Genomic DNA, 16827 nt, shown 5'->3' on the forward strand with positions numbered 1-16827 from the left:
CGGAATCGGACTCACTCATCTAGGCGCGGGCGAAGGTAGCTGATACCTTCGCCGAATGGTGCCCACCGCGCTGGACAAGGCGGTCGCCGCGACGGAGCGGCTGGTCGTCGACGAGTTCGCGCCGGGCGCCCGGCTGCCGGGCGAGGCCGAGCTGGCGCAGCGGTTCGGGGTGAGCCGGCTGACGGTGCGCGAGGCGCTCAAGGTGCTGGCCGGCCGCGGGCTGCTGGAACTGGGCCGCGGCCGCCGCCCGACGGTGCGCGAGCCGGACGGCTCGGTGCTGTCCGGCCACTTCGCGCTGGCCATGCGACGCGACCCGCACGCGCTGCTGGAGCTGTGCGAGATTCGTCAGTCGCTGGAGGCGCTGGCCGCCGGGAAGGCGGCCGGGCGGGCCGGCCGGGCCTCGGTCGCCGTGCTCGAGACGGCGGTGGAGCGCATGGCCGCCGCGGTCGCGCTGGACGAGCCGGAGCGGGAGCGCCGGTTCAACGACGCCGACGCCGCCTTCCACCAGGCGCTGGCGCTGGCCGCGGGCAGCCGCATGCTGGCGTTCGTCCTCGACGGGTTCGAGGAGGCGCTGCACCGCAGCTTCGCCGCGAGCTACCGCGGCCACTTCGCCCGCGGCGGCACGTTCGACGAGGTGCTGGCCGCGCACCGGGCCGTCGTCGACGCCGTCCGGGCGCACGACGTGCCGGCCGCCGAGCAGGCCATGCGGGCGCACCTGCGGCAGGTCGAGCGCGACCTGCGGACCGCGATCGACCTCGCCGCCGGGGGAGCGGCCCGATGAGCGTGGCGCTGCTGGACGAGACGTCCGTCGTGGCGCACCTGCGCGGGCGCGGCCTGGTCGGCTCCGGCCCGGTGACGGTGAGCGCGCTCGGCGGCGGGGTGAGCAACGTCGTGCTGGCGGTCGACGACGGGCGGCGGGCGCTGGTGGTCAAGCAGGCGCTGCCGCGGCTGCGGGTCGAGGCCGAGTGGACGGCGCCGACCGACCGCACGCTCACCGAGGCCGACGCACTGGTGCTGACCGCCGCAGTGACGCCAGGCGCCGTCCCCGCCGTGGTCGACCGCGACGACGAGCGGAACGTCCTGGTGCTGGAGCGGGCGCCGGCCGGCTGGCGGGACTGGAAGGCCGACCTGCTCGGCGGGACGGCCGACGCGGCGGTCGCGGCCCGGCTGGGCGACGTGCTGGCCCGCTGGCACACGGCGACGACGGACCCTGCTGCGCTGCCGCCTCGGGTGCTCGACGGCGGCGACGCGTTCGAGCGGCTGCGGGTCGAACCGTTCTACCGCCGCGTCGCCGCGCAGGTGCCGGGGTCACTGGGCGACCGGATCCTGGCCACGGCCGACGCGATGGCGGCCCGGCACACCTGCTTCGTGCACGGCGACTTCTCGCCGAAGAACGTACTGGTCGCGCCGGACGGCCCGGACCTGTGGGCGATCGACTTCGAGGTGGCCCACCACGGCGACCCGGCCTTCGACCTCGCCTTCCTGCTCTGCCACCTGTCGCTGAAGGCGGTACACCGGCCGGCGTCGGCGGCCGGCTACGCGGAGTGCGCGACGGCGTTCGCCGGCGCCTACGCCCGCGGGGCCGGGCCCGATCTGACGCCGGACTGGCCGCACGTCCTGCGGCACACCGGCTGCCTGACGCTGGCCCGCGTCCGCGGCGCGTCGCCGGCGGAGTACCTCACCGCGGCCGAGCGCGAGACGGCGTGGCGGCTCGGCGTGGACCTGGTGACCGGCGCCGTCGCCGGCCCCGACGACCTGTGCACCCGGCTGACGGAGGGGCGATGACGGGAACGACGATCACCGACGTGGTGGCGTGGGAGGCGCTGGACTCCCGCGGCCGGCCGACGGTCGGCTGCCGCGTCGGCCTCGCGGGCGGCGCGAGCGGCCGGGCGATCGTCCCGTCCGGCGCGTCGACCGGCGGCCACGAGGCCCGCGAGCTGCGCGACGCCGACCCGGGCCGCTACGACGGCTACGGCGTGCGCGACGCGGTGGCGTCGGTGACGACCACTCTCGCGCCGCTGGTCACCGGCCTGGACGCGGCGGACCAGGAGGCGGCCGACGCCGCGCTGGAGTCCGCCGACGACGACCCGCTGCTCGGCACCGCCGGCGCCAACGCGGTCCTCGCGGTCTCGCTGGCGACCCTGCTGGCCGCGGCGGCCGCGTCGGGACGGCCGCTGTGGCAGCACGTCTCGACCGACGGCGACACCGCCCCGCTGCTGCCGCTGCCGATGGTCAACATCGTCTCCGGCGGCGCCCACGCCGGCCGCGCGCTGGACATCCAGGACGTCCTCGCCGTCCCGGTCGGCGCGACCAGCTTCGCGCAGGCGCTGGAGTGGGCCGCCCGGGTCCGTGCGGCCACGGCCGAGCTGCTGGCCCGGCGCGGCGGGACGACGACCGCGCTGGTCGCCGACGAGGGCGGACTGGCCGGCGGGCTGACGGACAACGAGGCGGCGCTCGCGCTGGTCACCGACGCCGTCGAGCATGCCGGGCTCACCCCCGGCGACGACGTCGCGCTCGCCATCGACATCGCAGCCAACCAGCTCTACGACGGCGCCGGCTACCGGCTGGACCGGGACGGGGTGACGCTCACCCCGGCCTCCTGGCTGCGCCGGCTGGAGCAGTGGTGCCGCGACTACCCGGTCGTCTCGCTGGAGGACGTGCTGGCCGAGGACGACTGGGCCGGCTGGGCCGCCGCCACGCCGCCGCTCGGCACGGACCGCCAGCTGCTCGGCGACGACCTGTTCGCCACCAACGCCGCGCGGCTGCGGCAGGGCATCGACGGCGGCGTCGCCAACGCCGTCCTCGTCAAGCCGAACCAGGCCGGCACCGTCAGCCGGGCCCGGCGGGTGACCGAGCTGGCCCGCGCGGCCGGCTACGCCACCGTCATCTCGGCACGCTCCGGCGACACCGAGGACAGCTGGCTCGCCGACCTCGCCGTCGGCTGGCGCACCGGCCAGATCAAGGTCGGCAGCACCATGCGCTCGGAGCGGACGGCGAAGTGGAACCGGCTGCTGGAGATCGAGGCGACGTCGCCGGACGCCCAGTTCGCCGGCGCCGCCGCGCTCAGTAGGTCGCCCGGCCGCCGCTGATGTCGTACACCGCGCCGGTGGAGAAGGTGACGCGATCGGAGCAGAGCCACGCGATCAGCTCGGCCACCTCCTCGGGCCGGCCGACCCGCTTCATCGGGATGAGGCCGGTGATGTGCGCGAGCACGTCGGGCGCGGTGTTGTCGTTCATCGGGGTGGCGATGACGGCCGGCGCGATCGCGTTGACCAGGACGCCACTGGTGGCCAGCTCCTTGCCGGCGGACTTGGTGAGGCCGATGACGGCGGCCTTCGACGCGGAGTACACCGACAGGTTCGGGTTGCCGTCCTTGCCGGCCATGCTGGCGACGTTGACGACCCGGCCCCAGCCGCGCTCGCGCATGCCGGGGACGAACGCCCGCATGGTGTTCACGGTGCCGATGACGTTGACCTCGAAGACGCCGCGCCACTCGTCGGCCGTCGTCTCGACCAGCGGCCGGTTCGGCCCGACGATGCCGGCCGAGTTCACCAGCACGTCCACCGGGCCCAGCTCGGCCGCGACCGCCGCCAGCGCCGCCTCGTCGGTGACGTCGGCCGCGACGTCGGCGCCGCGCAGGTCGAGGGTGGTGACGGCGACGCCGTCGGCCCGCAGCCGCTCGGCCGCCGCGGCGCCGAGTCCGCTGCCACCGCCCGTGACGACCGCCGTCCTGCTGTCAGTGCGATTCACGGCTGACCTCCGATCCGCTGGAGCCGAGCAGGAAGTCCAGGTCGGCGCCGGTGTCGGCCTGGCGGACGTGGTCGACGTAGAGCCGTTCCCAGCCGCGGGCCGGCCGGGCGAAGCCGTCGACGGTGGCCTGGTTCGGGGAGCGCGCGGCCAGCTCGTCGTCGGGCACCTCGACGTCGATGCGGCGGGCGGCGACGTCGAGGCTGACGATGTCGCCGGTGCGCACCAGCGCCAGCGGACCGCCGGCCGCCGCCTCGGGCGTCACGTGCAGCACGACGGTGCCGTAGGCGGTGCCGCTCATCCGGCCGTCGCACACCCGCACCATGTCGCGCACGCCCTGGGCCAGCAGCTTCTTCGGCATCGGCAGGTTCGACACCTCCGGCATGCCGGGGTAGCCCTTCGGGCCGCAGCCGCGCAGCACCAGGACGGAGTCGGCCGTCACGTCGAGGTCGGGGTCGTCGATGCGGGCGTGCAGGTCCTCGATGCTGTCGAACACGACGGCCGGGCCGCGGTGCGTCAGCAGCTCCGGCGAGGCGGCGGCCGGCTTGATCACCGCACCGCCGGGCGCCAGGTTGCCGCGCAGCACCGCGATGCCGCCCTCGTCGACCAGCGGCGCCGACCGCGGCCGGATCACTTCGGTGTCCCAGATCGGCGCGTCGTCGAGGTAGTCGACCAGCGGCCGGCCGGTGACCGTCAGCGCCGTGGGGTCGAGCAGGTCGCGGACCTCGCGCAGCACCGCCAGCAGGCCGCCGGCGCGGTGCAGGTCGTCCATCAGGAACCGGCCGGCCGGCAGCAGGTCGACCAGCACCGGGACACGCGAGCCGATGCGGTCGAAGTCGTCCAGCGTGAGGTCGATGCCCAGGCGGCCGGCGATGGCGAGCAGGTGCACGACCGCGTTGGTCGAGCCGCCGATGGCGCCGAGCGCCACGATCGCGTTGTGGAACGACGCCTTCGTCAGGACGGTGCTGGGCCGGCGGCCGGCGGCGACCAGCTCGACGGCGAGCCGGCCGGTGCCGTGCGCGGCGACCAGCAGCCGGCTGTCCGGCGCCGGGGTGCCGGCGACGCCCGGGACGACCATGCCCAGCGCCTCGGCCAGCAGGCCCATCGTCGACGCGGTGCCCATGGTGTTGCAGTGCCCGCGGCTGCGGATCATCGCCGACTCCGAGCGGGTGAACTCCTCCCGCGACAGGGTGCCGGCGCGCACCTCCTCGGACAGCCGCCACACGTCTGTGCCGCAGCCCAGCGGGATGCCCTTGAAGGTGCCGGTGAGCATCGGCCCGCCGGGCACGACGACGGCCGGCAGGTCGACCGACGCCGCGCCCATGAGCAGCGCCGGGATCGTCTTGTCGCAACCGCCCAGCAGCACGACGCCGTCGACCGGGTTGCCGCGCAGCAGCTCTTCGGTGGCCATGGCGGCGAGGTTGCGCCACAGCATCGCGGTGGGCCGCAGCTGGGTCTCGCCGAGCGAGATGACCGGCAGCTCGAGCGGGATGCCGCCGGCCTCGTGCACGCCGTCGCGGACCGACCGGGCCACCTCGCTGAGGTGCCGGTTGCACGGCGCGAGGTCGGACGCGGTGTTCGCGATGGCGATGTGCGGCCGGCCGGTGAACGCGTCGTCGGGCAGGCCGCGGCGCATCCAGGCCCGGTGGATGTAGGCGTCGCGGCCGTCGCCGCCGTACCACTGCGCGCTGCGGAGCTCCGGCACGGCGCTCCCTTCCGGTTATCGATACGACGATCTACTATCTGGAAACATGCGGGACGCAGACATCGTGGCGGGCAGGGCCCGTCCGGGTCAAGGGGCCGGTCGATTGGTCGGCTCCGACCGCGTGCTCGTCGTGCTCAAAGAACTGGCCGCACACCCCGGCGGCGTCGGGCTGGACGAGCTGACCCGCGTGGTCGGCAGCCCGAAGCCCACCGTGCACCGCGCGCTGAGGTCGCTGCGCCGGGCCGGCCTGGCCGGTCAGGACGCCCGCGGACACTACCTGCTGGGCGACGAGTTCCTGCGGCTGGCCTTCGCCCACCACGAGGCCCGGCCCGAGCACGTCCGGCTGCGGCCGGTGCTGGAGTCGCTGGCGGCCCGGTTCGGCGAGACCACGCACTACGCCGTGCTCGACGGCCGCGAGGTCGTCTACCGCGCCAAGGTCGACCCGCCCAGCGGCGCCGCCCGGCTCACGTCCACCGTCGGCGGGCGCAACCCGGCACACTCCACCGGCGTCGGCAAGCTGCTGCTGGCCTACCGGCTGACGACGCGCGACGACGTCGCCGCATGGGCCGGCGATCGGCCGATGGAACGGCGCACGGCCAACACGCTCACCACGGCGGCGGCGCTGGCCGGCGAGCTGGCGGCCATCCGGGCGCGGGGCTACGCGGTCGACGACGAGGAGAACGAGACCGGTGTCGCCTGCCTGGCGCTGCCGGTGTACGCGCTGGCGCCGGGCACGCCGTCGGGCGCGCTCAGCATCAGCGCACTGACCTACCGCACGCCGCTCTCGACGCTGGTCGAGGCCGTCGACGAGGTTCGCGGCGTGCTCGGCCGGCTGGGAGAGGGGTCATGAGCGGGACGATGCGGGCGTTCGTGCTGACCGGACCCGGCGCGGGCGGGGTACAGGAGGTGCCGCGGCCGGTCGCGGCACCGGGCGAGGTCGTGGTCGACGTCGAGCGGGCTGGCGTCTGCGGCACCGACGCGGAGTTCTTCAGCGGCGACATGGCCTACCTGCGGTCCGGCCACACGACGTACCCGCTGCGGCCCGGCCACGAGTGGGCCGGCGTCGTCTCGTCCGTCGGCGACGGCGTCGACCCGGCGTGGCTGGGCCGGCGGGTCATGGGCGACACCATGATCGGCGACGGGACCTGCCGCCGCTGCCGTCGCGGCCGCCAGCACGTGTGCGAGGCGCGGCAGGAGGTCGGCGTGCGCGACGGCCGGCCCGGCGCGCTGGCCGAGCAGCTGGCCGTCCCGGCGTCGTCGCTGCACGCGCTGCCCGACTCCGTCGACCCGGTCCTGGGGGCGCTGGTCGAGCCGGGCGGCAACGCGCTGCGGGCGGCCAATGCCGCGGCGGTGGGCGACGGCGACCGGCTGCTGGTGTTCGGGCCGGGCACCATCGGGCTGATGGTGGCGATGTTTGCCCGCGCCGCCGGCGCCGAGGTGCACCTCATGGGCCGCAGCGAGGAGTCGCTGCGGTTCGCCCGTTCGCTGGGGTTCGCCCACGCCTGGACCGAGGACGAGCTGCCGGACCTGCCGTACGACGCCGTCGTCGACGCCACCAACGCGGCGCGGCTGCCGGCGCTGGCCGCCGACCTGGTCGAGCCGGGCGGCCGCGTGGTCTACATCGGCCTGTCCGCCACCCCGAGCACGCTCGACACCCGCACGCTGGTGCTCGACGACGTGACGGCGGTCGGCATCCTGTCCGCGTCGCCCGGCCTGGCCGCGACGATCGAGGCGTACGCGAGCGGAGCGGTCGACCCGCGGCCGCTGGTCGGCGCCACCGTCGGCCTGTCCGACGTCGCGGCCGTCCTGGCCGGGGCGTACCCGGCCGGACCCGCGCCGAAGGTCCACGTCGACCCGCGGCTGGACTAGGACGTCGTCGCGGCGTCGATCACTCGGACTCGGGGCCGGAATCCGTGCCGGGCTCGGAGCCGCGGGGGCCTTTGGCGCGCCGCAGCCACTCCTCCTTGCGCCGGCGCTCCTCGGGGGTCAGCGGCGCTTGCACGTTGCCGTCGTCGTCGAGACCGATGGCGCCCTGGAACTTCTCGTAGTTCACCCCACGCGGGCGCGGCCGCCCCTTCGCCGCCGCGAGGTCGCGCTTGAGCTTCGCGATGGCGTCGTTCGTCCGTTCCCGCTCCTCGGCGGGGACGTCGTCCGGCTGGTCCGTCGTCATGTCGCCTCCCTGACCCGGATGACCCACTTGCCCATGTCTTCGTCGAACACCCGGTCCATGACCTCGAACTCCGTCCCGGCGTTGTAGAGGATCTCGGCCTCGTTCGGGAACTCGGAGTACGGCGCCACATCGCGGCCGGTGCGACCCTCGACGATGAAGATGACGTTGCCGTCGAAGGCGCCCTCGGCGACGCTGGGGTCGGTGCTCGTGCTGGTGAACCCGCGCTCCGGTACGGTCTCGCCGGGCTGGTAGCGCGCGAGGACGTCGTCGGGCAGGTCGACGCCGCGGTAGGTCGTGCCGGGGTGGGCCGGCAGGTTGGCCAGTGCGGCGGAGACCCTGTCGATGCGTGCCTGCAGGTCGGCGGGGATGTCGGCGTCGGTGTTGCGCAGCGCGTTGTTCATATCTCGATATCCAGGCCCGGTGTAGTCGGTCAGGGCCAGCCTATCGGTGTCGCTCAGCTTGATCTCGAGGTCGTCGGCGCGGGCGATGCCGTCCATGCCCTCGGGGATCTCGTCCAGCCCGTCGGCCTGGCGCAGGGCGGCCAGTTCGTCGGCGTTGAGTGCCCGCCGCACCCAGCGGCCGCCCGTGGCGCCCCAGCCCATGAACGGGAGCATGCCGGCGGCGGACAGGCCGGCGTCGACGACGTTGCCCTCGGCCGCGTACCAGAGGGCGTTGATGGCGTCGGCGGGCTCGCCGAGGACCGGGATCAGGCCGAGGCCGTCGAGGACCAGGTGGCCGATGTCGGAGAACGGGTTGGAGTCCTCGCGGCGCTCCTCGATCTCGGCGGCCTTGACGGTGAGGATCTCGTGGGCGTCGCCGGCGATGTCGGCGCTGATGGTGCTGCCGCCCTCGAACGGGGTGATGGCCGCCGCGATGGCCGCGTCGGCGCCGGCGCCGTCGTCCACCGGCCAGCGTCGCCGGGCGAGGACGTAGTCGAGGAACTCGTTGACGGTGCCCGACTCGTCGCCGGCCTCGATCTCGGTGACCGTGCCGGAGCCGAACAGGTTGTGGCCGGCCTCGGGGGTACGCCCCACCGCGGCCATGATGCCGGCCAGCGGGTCGTAGTACTCGGTGTAGCCGGTGGGCGCGCCTTCGTCGTCGCCGTGCACGGGGTCGATCGCGCCATAGCCGTCGCCGCCCATCTCCGAGTGGGCCCGCTTCCACCACATGTCGTCCTCGTCGAGCGCCTGCTCGTACTGGTACACGTCGGTGGCGACGGTGGTGAGGAAGTCGGCGGAGAACGTGCCGCGCGAGATGACCAGGCCGAGCGCGCTGGCCTGCCCGAGCACCTCGGGCGACTCCTCCATGATGGCCGACGACCACGAGGCGGCGTAGTCGTCGGGCAGGGCGAGGTCGCCGGTGCTCTGGGTGGCCGTGCCGAACGCGATGCCGAGGCCGTCCAGGGTCGCCTCGTAGGCCGTGTCGAAGCTCTCGACCTCTTCGACGTCGCTGGACATCGTCGCGCCGGCCATCTGACGCCGGGTCGACGAGGCGCCGGTGATGAAGTCGGCGAGCTCCTCGGGCGACACCCTGGTGGCGAGCTGCTGGGCGAAGTACGGGTCGGTCGCGTTCTCGGCCAGCAGGTCGACCAGCTCCTGCGGCGGTTCGCCGTCGTCGTACTCCTCGATCAGGTCCGCGGCTTCGTCGGCGCGCTCGCGGGCCTCCTCCGGCGTCGTGGTCGGGATCGTCGACTCGTCCAGCTGGACGTAGGCCTGCAGCCCGGGCGCCTGGGCCTCGATGTGCCTGGCCAGGGCCAGCCGGCGTCGTAGACCCGGCAGCTCGTCCTCGATCCACGACTCGACCCCGTCGAGCCGGTTGAGCTCGTCGGTGGACAGGTAGACGCCGGTCAGCTCGCCGTTGAGCCGGCCGCGCCGGTCGGAGATGTCCTGCGCCGCGTTCTCCATCGCGGTGACGAGCCCCGCCATCTCGGCGAGGTCGATGGAGGCGATGCTCACAGGTTCCTCCAGCGCACCTGCCACGCGTCCCGGTCGACCATCGGCTCCTGCCCCTCGATGGCGTCGTCGAACTCCGTCATGACGCCCTCGGCGGCGGTCGTGAGCGTCGTCTTGTGGCCCGTGAGCTCGGTGTAGAACGTGTCGGCGACGCGACTCTGCCAGGCGCCGTTGTCCATGGCCTGGACGGCGGCGTTCAGGTCGGTCTTGAGATCGTCGGAGATTGGCCGGGCATCGCCGCGATTCGCGGTCATGGCGGCACGATAGGGGTTGGGCACCTGGTCGGTCACCGGCAGATTCACTCCCGCCCGGGTCGATCCGTCGTGGGCCGCCCATCATGCCAGGTGCGCTCAGGCCCAGGGACGGGGGAAGGGGTCGCCGTCGAGGCGGTCGCCTTCGGTCAGGCCTAGCGGATCGGTCACGGGGTGCGCCGTGCCGGAGAACGTCGTGGCCGCGTCCATGAAGATGGTGACGTGCGCCAGGCGGGCCAGGTCGGTGCGGTTGGGCAGCGCCATGTGCCCGGTCCGGCTGCTGTGGAACGTGCAGTCGCCGGCCCGCAGCGGCACCGTGACCCGCGGGATCCAGCGCAGCGACGGGTCGGCGACGAACAGGTCGTCCTCGTCGCGCACGTCCTGAGGCCGCAGCCCGGTGACGGCCTGGGTGCCGGGCAGGAAGGTCATGCACCCGCGCTCCGGCGGCACGTCGACCAGCGCGATCCACGCCGAGAGCGAGAGCCGGTCGTCGGCATGCGGCCAGAACGGCCGGTCCTGGTGGAACTCCGTCGCGGCGCCGTTGTGCGGCTCCTTGACCAGCATCTGGTCGTGCCAGAGCCGCAGTGGGAAGCCCGCGAGCTGTTCGGCGACCCGGCCCAGCCGCCGGTGGAACGTGAGGTCGCGCAGCGTCTCGTCGTGCTGCCAGACGTTGACGAGCTGGCTGAACACGCCCTGCTGTTCCAGGCTCTCGGCGCGGTGCGCCTCGAGGTACGCCTCGGCTGCGGCCTTGAACCGGACGATCTCGTCGGCGCCGAGGACACCGCGAACTCGGACGAATCCGTTCTCGCGGTAGTCGGTGACGACCTGTTCGGGCACGCGGCCGCCGGCGTAGACGTCGGACACCTTCTCGTCGGTGGTGGTGCTGGTCATGTCTGGCCTCCTCGGATGCGACTAACTCTGCGCATCCAGAGTGGCCGGACGCTCGCCGCGGCGGCTAGCCCGATCGCGACCTGTGCTAGTACGATACCGACATGCTGGCGACGTTCCGCGAGCACTCGCTGTTCGCCGGCCACCAGGTGCTCGGCGGCATCCACCGCCTGTCCGCCGACGTCGAGCCGCATGCGCACGACTTCGTCGAGATCGCCGTCGTCGGCACCGGGCGCGGGCGGCACGTCACCAGCCAGGGCGAACGGCCGGTGCGCCACGGCGACGTCATCGTTCTGCGGCCCGGCGCGTGGCACGGCTTCCGGCGCTGCCGCGACCTCGTCGTCGGCAACTGCTGCATCTCTGCGCAGGCGCTGCGGGGCGGGCTCGCCGTGCTGCTCGAGGTGCCGATGTTCAACCGGCTGTTGTGGACCGAGCCTGTCGCCGCCGGTTCGCACGGCCTGGTGGTGACGTCGGTGGGACGCGAGGTCGCCAGCGACGCGCTCGCCGCGATCGGCTTGCTCGAGCACGATCTCGCCGGCGGCCGGAACGTCGAGGGGCGGGTGTTCGGGCACGTCGCCACGGTGCTCGGCATCCTCGCCGACGGCCGGCGTGCGGAGGAGGCTCGTACGCCGGCCGTGCACCCGGCGGTCGCCGTCACCGTGTCGAGCCTGGAGACGGCGCCCGAGCGGCCCTGGCGGCTCGACGACCTCGCCGGCGCGGCGAACGTCGACCCCGCCTACCTCGGCCGGCTGTTCCGCAAGCACATGGGCGTGACGCCGCTGGGCTACCTCGCGCGCGTCCGGGCCGAGCGCGCCGCGGGTCTGCTGGCCCGCACCGATCTGCCCGCCGGCCGGGTGGGCGCGAGCGTGGGGTGGGACGATCCGACGTACTTCGCCCGGCGGTTCCGCGCGCTCGTCGGACTGTCGCCCTCGGAGTACCGCCGCCGCAGCATGAGACCCTGAACGGACACGCCGACCACCGGTCAGACCTGCACGACCTGTGGACGTGGGACGACCGGCGGGTACGGCGACGGCTCGTGGTGGACGTCGAACCGGTGCGAGCCCGCGGCCACCTCGTGGACTGCGCCGCCGGGCAGCGTGACGGTGGCCGTGCAGTTCGGCGGCACGGCGACGTCGAGCGTGAAGGCGTCGCCATCCTGGCGCCAGCGCACCGTGGCGCGTCCGTACGGGGTGTCGTGGACGGCGCCGGCGCTGGTCAGCCCGCCACCGGGCCGGGGCGCGACGACGAGGTGGCGGTAGCCGGGCGCGCCGGGGGCGAGGCCCGCGACCGTCCGGTGCAGCCAGTCGGCGACGGCGCCGAGCGCGTAGTGGTTGAACGACGTCATCGAGCCGGGATTGACGCTGCCGTCGGGCAGCATGCTGTCCCAGCGCTCCCAGATGGTCGTGGCGCCCATGGTCACCGGGTAGAGGAACGACGGGCACGACGTCTCCAGCAGCAGCCGGTACGCCACCTGGGTCGCGCCGGCGGTGCACAGGGCGTCGGCGATCAGCGGCGTGCCGACGAAGCCGGTGCCGATGCGGTAGCGGCCGTCGTGCACCAGCTCGGCCAGCCGGCGCCCGGCCCGGTCGCGCTGCTCCGGGGTCTCGAGCAGGGCGAACTGCAAGGCCAGCGCGAACGCGGTCTGGGTGTCGCCGGCCAGCCGGCCGCTCGGGGTGACGTACTCGGCGGCGAACGCGCGGCGGATGCGCGCGGCCAGGGCGGCGTACCGGTCCGACGCCGCGTCGTCGCCGATCAGGGCCGCGACGTCGGCGACGATCGCCGCGGAGCGGGCCAGGTAGGCGGTGGCCACCAGGCCGGGGTCGGTGCGGGCGGCGGCGGGGTCGTCGGGCGGCGCGCTGGGGTCGAGCCAGTCGCCGTACTGCCAGTCGCCGTCCCACACGCCCCGCTCGCCGGCCCGCCCGGCGATGCCGTCGACCCAGGCGGTCATGCTGGCGAACTGGTCGCGCAGCAGCTGGAGGTCGCCGAAGCGCTGGTACAGCACCCACGGCACGACGGCGGTCGCGTCGCCCCACGCGGCGGCGTCGTTCTTGCCGTCGAGCACGTTGGGGACGACCACCGGCGGCAGCCGGTCGGGTGAGGCGAGCTGCTCGGCGGCGAGGTCGCGCAGCCAGGACGTCAGCGGGCCGGCGCAGTCGAACAGGTAGCTCGCCGCCGGGGCGAAGACCTGGAGGTCGCCCGTCCAGCCGAGCCGCTCGTCGCGCTGCGGGCAGTCGGTGGGGACGTCGACCAGGTTGCCGCGCAGGCTCCACACGACGTTCTCGTGCAGCCGTTCCAGCAGCGGCTCGGACGCCTCGAACCAGCCGGTGCGTTCGACATCGGTGTGGCAGACGACGGCGACGACGTCGTCGTCGGTCAGGGTGCCGGGCCAGCCGGTGACCTCGGCGTAGCGGAACCCGTGGAAGGTGAACCGCGGCTCCCACTCCTCTCCGTCCGGGCGCCCGGCCAGCGTGTAGCTGTCGGTGGCGCGGGCCGTGCGCAGCGGGCGGACGCACAGCTCGCCGTCCTCCAGGACCTCGGCGTGGCGCAGCGTGACGGTGTGGCCGGCCGGGCCGGCGACCCGCAGCCGGACCCGGCCGACCAGGTTCTGCCCGAAGTCGACGATGGTGCGCCCGGACGGCGACGTGACGATGGCGGCCGGTCGCAGCAGCTGCGTCCGGCGCACCGGCGGGCCGGTCGGCGCGACCAGGCGGGACCGGTCGACCGGCGCGGCACGGCTGCCGGTCCAGCCGGTGTCGTCATACCCGGGCGCGGACCAGCCGGGCCGCTCCAGCCGGGCGTCGTAGGTCTCGCCGTCGTACAGGCTCGCCGCGGTGATCGGGCCGGTGGCGCACCGCCAGGTCTCGTCGGTGCCGATGACGACGGTGCGGCCGTCGGCGAGGCGGACCTCGAGCTGGGCCAGCAGCGCCGCGCGGTCGCCGTAGACGTTGCGCCTGGTCTCGTGCCAGGTCTGCCGGCCGCGGAACCAGCCCTCGGCGACGGTGCCGCCGAGCGCGTTCGGTCCCTCGCGCAGCAGCTCGGTGACGTCGTGGGTCTGGTAGCGCAGCCGGTGGTGGTAGCTGGTCCAGCCCGGCGCGAGCAGCTGGTCGCCGACGACGGCGCCGTTGAGCTCGAGCTCGTAGACGCCGTGCGCGGTGACGTACAGCCGGGCCGCCGCGACCGGCCCGGGCAGCTCGAACGCGCGCCTGAGCAGCACCGGCGGATGCGAGCGGTCCGGCGCCTCGTCCCAGTCCGGGCCGATCGGTTCCGCCGACCAGTCCGCGGCGTCGAGCAGCCCGGCCTCGACGGCGTGCCAGTCGCTCCAGCCGGACGGCTCCGCCGTGTCGCCGTCGCCGCCCCAGACGCGGACCCGGACCCGGCGCCGCTCGCGCGACCGCAGCGGCGCCGCGGGCCACGGCACCAGGACGGACTCGCCGGAGTCCACCCGTCCGGACGACCAGGTGCCGGCCGGCTCGCCGCCCGTCGCGTCGCCGGCCAGCTCGACCTCGTAGGCCGCCTGCCGCCAGCCGGGCACGTCAGTGCCGGTCAGCCAGGACAGCCGCGGCCTCGGCTCGCCGATGCCCAGCGGCTCCCGATGGTGTTCGAACCGGATGGAGGTCACCTTCATAGTGGTACTAAATCGTTTCAATCACGGTCCGGTCAACCCGTGGTGCCGCGGCGCGGACGTTGTTGATCATGGAGAAAGGTGGCTTCCGATCGCCTCCAGGGCCGACCTTCTCCATGATCAACTCGGGTCCCCTGTCCACCGGCGGCCGGGTGGTGATCAGGGGCGGCGCAGCTCGATCAGCCGGGCCGCGTTCAGGGCCGGCAGGCCGACGGTCAGGGTGCCGGTGGGGTCGTCCCAGTCCAGGTCCGTCGGCAGGTCGCGCGGGTAGCGGACGGCGGCCGTCGCGCCGGCGCCGGCCAGCCACGGCAGCGCCGGCTCGAGCTGGTCCGCCCCGACGCGGCCGGCCTGGAGACGGTACTGCGCGCGTCCGAGACACTGGCCCGGAAGTTCCTGGCCGGGACGACGATGCTCGACCTCGTCGGGTTCTGGACGGCGCTGACCGCGACGCTGTGCCCCGTCGCCCCGCCGCCGTTCGAGAACCGGCCGGCGGCCAAGGGCACGCCGGAATGGCTGGCGGCCGCCTGCGCGGCGATGCGGCGCGAGGAGAACCTGTGCGCCGGCGTACCGCGGATGGTCGAGCTGGCCCACGTCAGCCCCGCCCACCCGGCCCGCAGCATGCGCCGCCACTACGACGCCAGCCCGACCCGGGTACGTGACGACGCTGCGGCTGGAGCACGCGGCGGCGCTGCTGTCGACCACCGGCGAGACGGTGACGCGCATCGGGGTGCGCTGCGGCTTCGGCAGCCAGTCCTACTTCATCCGCTGCTTCGGCCGTGCGTACGGCACGTCACCGGAGCGGTTCCGCCGCGCGATGCAGCGCAAGTACGTCCCCTAGCACCATTCCGAGACGTAGCCGGCGGCATCGGCGCGGACGACGTCGCGGTCGCGCAGCAGCACCGAGATGTCGTCGCCGCGGGCGGCGCAGGCGGCGGCGAACGCGTCGCGTCCGTTGTCGGTGTACTCGATCTCGATGACGTGCCGCCCGTACACCTCGGTGTAGGCGTCGCACTCGGCGTGCACCTCGCACTCCTCCGCGACGGCGAAGTCGAGGCCGGCGTCGCGGCCCGCCTCGCCCAGCTCCGGTGCGTTCTTCTGCGCGATCGCCAGGCCGTGGTCGTGCGCCCGCTCGGCCAGCAGCGCCGCGAGGGCGACGTTGTCGCCGTCGTCCAGCAGGCCGTGCGAGCGAGTCCAGGAGTCGAGGTTGTCCGGCTCGACGGCGTCGAACCCTGCCTCGGCGCAGCGGCTGAGGTCGCGTCCGGCGATCTCGGCGAGCGCGGTCCGGTTCGCCTCGGTGGACGTGTCCAGCAGCACCTCGTCCGGCCAGTCCGGGTCGGTGACCAGCTCGCCGTCGTCGCGCAGCAGCAGCTCGCCGTGCTCGGCCAGCCACCGGTCCAGTGTGCCGGGCTGAGTCTGGAACGCGTTGACGTAGCAGACGCCGTACCGGTCCGGCGCCGGTTCCGCGGTGACGTCGCGGACGACGATCTCGGCACCGTCGGCCGGGGGATGGGCGCCGCCGAGCTGGTAGTCCACCCGCCCGCCCGCCGGCGGGAGCGCGACCTCGTCGTCATCGCCGCCGCACGCCGAGATGAGGACGACCGCGATCAGCAGGACCCGGCGCATCGAGGGCGTCAGGTGACCAGCTCGGCCAGCTCGGTGTCGCCGGAGCCGCTGATGGCGACGACTCGGGACGTGACGAGGTCACGCATGAGCGTGCCGAACGACGCGATGTCGACGCCGGCCCGCACCTGCAGCTCCATCGTCGGCACCGGGCCGCCCATGAGCGCCTCGATGATCCGCGTCTCCGCGGCGTCCGGGTCGGGCGGAGGCAGCGGCTGCGTGACGGCCTTGATGTGCGCGGCCGCCTCGGCCAGCACCTTGTCGCCCACGACGGTGGCCAGGGCCAGGCCGAGGACGTACGACTTGACCTGGTCGGGGAGGTGGCTGTTCTTCGAGTCGCGCAGGATGCTGATGCGGTCGTCGATCGCCTTGACCTCCTCGTTGGAGGCGTTCTGCATGGCGCCGAAGCAGAAGACCGCCAGCGAGTCGGCGCTGCGCTCGAACGAGACGTCCTTCATGGCCGCGGTCGTATTCTGCGCCCGGAAGCTGGCCCGCTGCCGGTCCACCGCGCGGTCGGCCGCGCTGAGGATGACGTTCAGCACCGCGCTCGGGCCGACGCCGACGACCTGGTCGCCGGCGGTGATGTTGAACAGCGAGCTGCGGAACAGCGCGGCCGAGCCGAACCCCGCGACCAGTACCTGCGTGACCAGCTTCTGCGTGCCGCTCGCGCCGAAATCCCACTCGAACGCGCGGATCAGCCCGAATGCCGCGGCCGACGCGGCGGCGTTGACGGTGACGTAGGCGGCGGCCGGCAGCGACATGACGGCCCGGGCCGGATCGTCGCGGTACCTCGACACCAGCTCCGCCGCGGCGACGAGCACACCCAGGAGCAGCGCGACGACCGCCGCGGTGAACGTGTCGGACATGGATCC

At 74.2% G+C, this 16827-nt stretch carries 17 protein-coding genes; 7 read left to right on the forward strand and 10 right to left on the reverse strand.

Features of this window, described 5'->3' with window-relative positions:
* The first annotated feature begins 55 nt into the window (after positions 1 to 55).
* Genes BLV05_RS18900 through eno form a run of 3 tightly spaced genes read left to right on the forward strand, consistent with a single transcriptional unit; the run spans position 56 to position 3089 of the window.
* Entirely contained in the window at positions 56 to 781 is a 726-nt protein-coding gene (locus BLV05_RS18900; RefSeq protein ID WP_046770970.1) for a FadR/GntR family transcriptional regulator, read from the forward strand.
* Positions 778 to 1785, forward strand: a complete 1008-nt coding sequence (locus BLV05_RS18905) for a phosphotransferase family protein (protein WP_052762830.1) — start codon at positions 778 to 780, stop codon at positions 1783 to 1785. Before BLV05_RS18900 ends, BLV05_RS18905 begins: the two co-directional genes overlap by 4 nt.
* Positions 1782 to 3089, forward strand: coding sequence for a phosphopyruvate hydratase (eno, locus tag BLV05_RS18910; RefSeq protein ID WP_046770971.1), 1308 nt, complete (start codon positions 1782 to 1784; stop codon positions 3087 to 3089). The genes BLV05_RS18905 and eno overlap by 4 nt, the downstream gene beginning before the upstream one ends.
* On the opposite strand, the gene BLV05_RS18915 is transcribed toward eno, so the two are convergent.
* Together BLV05_RS18915 and BLV05_RS18920 are read right to left on the reverse strand one after the other, a co-directional pair.
* On the reverse strand, positions 3064 to 3750 hold the full coding sequence (locus tag BLV05_RS18915; protein ID WP_046770972.1) for an SDR family NAD(P)-dependent oxidoreductase: 687 nt from the start codon (positions 3748 to 3750) through the stop codon (positions 3064 to 3066). The genes eno and BLV05_RS18915 overlap by 26 nt on opposite strands.
* Entirely contained in the window at positions 3737 to 5452 is a 1716-nt protein-coding gene (locus BLV05_RS18920) for an IlvD/Edd family dehydratase (RefSeq protein ID WP_046770973.1), read from the reverse strand. Before BLV05_RS18920 ends, BLV05_RS18915 begins: the two co-directional genes overlap by 14 nt.
* Before the next feature lie 46 nt (positions 5453 to 5498).
* On the opposite strand from BLV05_RS18920, the gene BLV05_RS18925 reads away from it, so the two are divergent.
* On the forward strand, positions 5499 to 6302 hold the full coding sequence (locus tag BLV05_RS18925) for an IclR family transcriptional regulator (protein ID WP_046770974.1): 804 nt from the start codon (positions 5499 to 5501) through the stop codon (positions 6300 to 6302).
* Positions 6299 to 7321, forward strand: coding sequence for a zinc-dependent alcohol dehydrogenase (locus BLV05_RS18930; protein WP_197683202.1), 1023 nt, complete (start codon positions 6299 to 6301; stop codon positions 7319 to 7321). Before BLV05_RS18925 ends, BLV05_RS18930 begins: the two co-directional genes overlap by 4 nt.
* 19 nt (positions 7322 to 7340) lie before the next feature.
* On the opposite strand, the gene BLV05_RS18935 is transcribed toward BLV05_RS18930, so the two are convergent.
* Genes BLV05_RS18935 through BLV05_RS18945 form a run of 4 tightly spaced genes read right to left on the reverse strand, consistent with a single transcriptional unit; the run spans position 7341 to position 10716 of the window.
* Positions 7341 to 7622 (reverse strand): hypothetical protein, encoded by a 282-nt coding sequence (locus BLV05_RS18935; protein ID WP_046770975.1) that lies wholly within the window; start codon positions 7620 to 7622, stop codon positions 7341 to 7343.
* Positions 7619 to 9577: an ADP-ribosyltransferase gene (locus BLV05_RS18940; protein WP_052762831.1), complete on the reverse strand. Its 1959-nt coding sequence runs from the start codon at positions 9575 to 9577 to the stop codon at positions 7619 to 7621. Before BLV05_RS18940 ends, BLV05_RS18935 begins: the two co-directional genes overlap by 4 nt.
* Positions 9574 to 9864, reverse strand: coding sequence for a hypothetical protein (locus BLV05_RS35885; RefSeq protein WP_152690927.1), 291 nt, complete (start codon positions 9862 to 9864; stop codon positions 9574 to 9576). Before BLV05_RS35885 ends, BLV05_RS18940 begins: the two co-directional genes overlap by 4 nt.
* 60 nt (positions 9865 to 9924) lie before the next feature.
* Positions 9925 to 10716 carry a phytanoyl-CoA dioxygenase family protein gene (locus tag BLV05_RS18945; protein WP_046770977.1) on the reverse strand — a complete coding sequence of 264 codons (792 nt, stop codon included), beginning with the start codon at positions 10714 to 10716 and terminating at the stop codon, positions 9925 to 9927.
* A 101-nt stretch (positions 10717 to 10817) separates the two neighbouring features.
* Between BLV05_RS18945 and BLV05_RS18950 the strand changes: the two genes are divergently transcribed.
* Positions 10818 to 11675, forward strand: a complete 858-nt coding sequence (locus tag BLV05_RS18950) for an AraC family transcriptional regulator (protein ID WP_046770978.1) — start codon at positions 10818 to 10820, stop codon at positions 11673 to 11675.
* Positions 11676 to 11695: 20 nt separating this feature from the next.
* On the opposite strand, the gene BLV05_RS18955 is transcribed toward BLV05_RS18950, so the two are convergent.
* Together BLV05_RS18955 and BLV05_RS18960 are read right to left on the reverse strand one after the other, a co-directional pair.
* Positions 11696 to 14338: a glycoside hydrolase family 78 protein gene (locus BLV05_RS18955; RefSeq protein WP_046770979.1), complete on the reverse strand. Its 2643-nt coding sequence runs from the start codon at positions 14336 to 14338 to the stop codon at positions 11696 to 11698.
* A gap of 156 nt (positions 14339 to 14494) precedes the next feature.
* Complete coding sequence (locus BLV05_RS18960; protein ID WP_052762832.1) at positions 14495 to 14926, reverse strand: hypothetical protein; 432 nt, start codon at positions 14924 to 14926, stop codon at positions 14495 to 14497.
* A 64-nt stretch (positions 14927 to 14990) separates the two neighbouring features.
* On the opposite strand from BLV05_RS18960, the gene BLV05_RS18965 reads away from it, so the two are divergent.
* A complete protein-coding gene (locus BLV05_RS18965) occupies positions 14991 to 15173 on the forward strand; it encodes a helix-turn-helix domain-containing protein (protein WP_052762833.1) in 183 nt (60 codons plus the stop codon).
* Here BLV05_RS18965 and BLV05_RS18970 read toward each other — a convergent pair.
* A complete protein-coding gene (locus BLV05_RS18970; protein WP_046770980.1) occupies positions 15170 to 15958 on the reverse strand; it encodes an endo alpha-1,4 polygalactosaminidase in 789 nt (262 codons plus the stop codon). The genes BLV05_RS18965 and BLV05_RS18970 overlap by 4 nt on opposite strands.
* A gap of 8 nt (positions 15959 to 15966) precedes the next feature.
* Positions 15967 to 16821 (reverse strand): hypothetical protein, encoded by an 855-nt coding sequence (locus tag BLV05_RS18975; protein WP_052762834.1) that lies wholly within the window; start codon positions 16819 to 16821, stop codon positions 15967 to 15969.
* Between the last annotated feature and the right edge of the window lie 6 nt (positions 16822 to 16827).

The sequence above is a fragment of the Jiangella alkaliphila genome (assembly GCF_900105925.1).
Taxonomy (GTDB): Bacteria; Actinomycetota; Actinomycetes; order Jiangellales; family Jiangellaceae; genus Jiangella; species Jiangella alkaliphila.

What these genes read in the sequence shown, in the direction of transcription:
- BLV05_RS18900 (WP_046770970.1), top strand. Translation starts at nt 56, where the DNA reads ATGGTGCCCACCGCGCTGGACAAGGCGGTCGCCGCGACGGAGCGGCTG.
- BLV05_RS18905 (WP_052762830.1), top strand. Translation starts at nt 778, where the DNA reads ATGAGCGTGGCGCTGCTGGACGAGACGTCCGTCGTGGCGCACCTGCGC.
- eno (WP_046770971.1), top strand. Translation starts at nt 1,782, where the DNA reads ATGACGGGAACGACGATCACCGACGTGGTGGCGTGGGAGGCGCTGGAC.
- BLV05_RS18925 (WP_046770974.1), top strand. Translation starts at nt 5,499, where the DNA reads ATGCGGGACGCAGACATCGTGGCGGGCAGGGCCCGTCCGGGTCAAGGG.
- BLV05_RS18930 (WP_197683202.1), top strand. Translation starts at nt 6,299, where the DNA reads ATGAGCGGGACGATGCGGGCGTTCGTGCTGACCGGACCCGGCGCGGGC.
- BLV05_RS18935 (WP_046770975.1), bottom strand. Translation starts at nt 7,622, where the DNA reads ATGACGACGGACCAGCCGGACGACGTCCCCGCCGAGGAGCGGGAACGG.
- BLV05_RS18945 (WP_046770977.1), bottom strand. Translation starts at nt 10,716, where the DNA reads ATGACCAGCACCACCACCGACGAGAAGGTGTCCGACGTCTACGCCGGC.
- BLV05_RS18950 (WP_046770978.1), top strand. Translation starts at nt 10,818, where the DNA reads ATGCTGGCGACGTTCCGCGAGCACTCGCTGTTCGCCGGCCACCAGGTG.
- BLV05_RS18955 (WP_046770979.1), bottom strand. Translation starts at nt 14,338, where the DNA reads ATGAAGGTGACCTCCATCCGGTTCGAACACCATCGGGAGCCGCTGGGC.
- BLV05_RS18970 (WP_046770980.1), bottom strand. Translation starts at nt 15,958, where the DNA reads ATGCGCCGGGTCCTGCTGATCGCGGTCGTCCTCATCTCGGCGTGCGGC.
- BLV05_RS18975 (WP_052762834.1), bottom strand. Translation starts at nt 16,821, where the DNA reads ATGTCCGACACGTTCACCGCGGCGGTCGTCGCGCTGCTCCTGGGTGTG.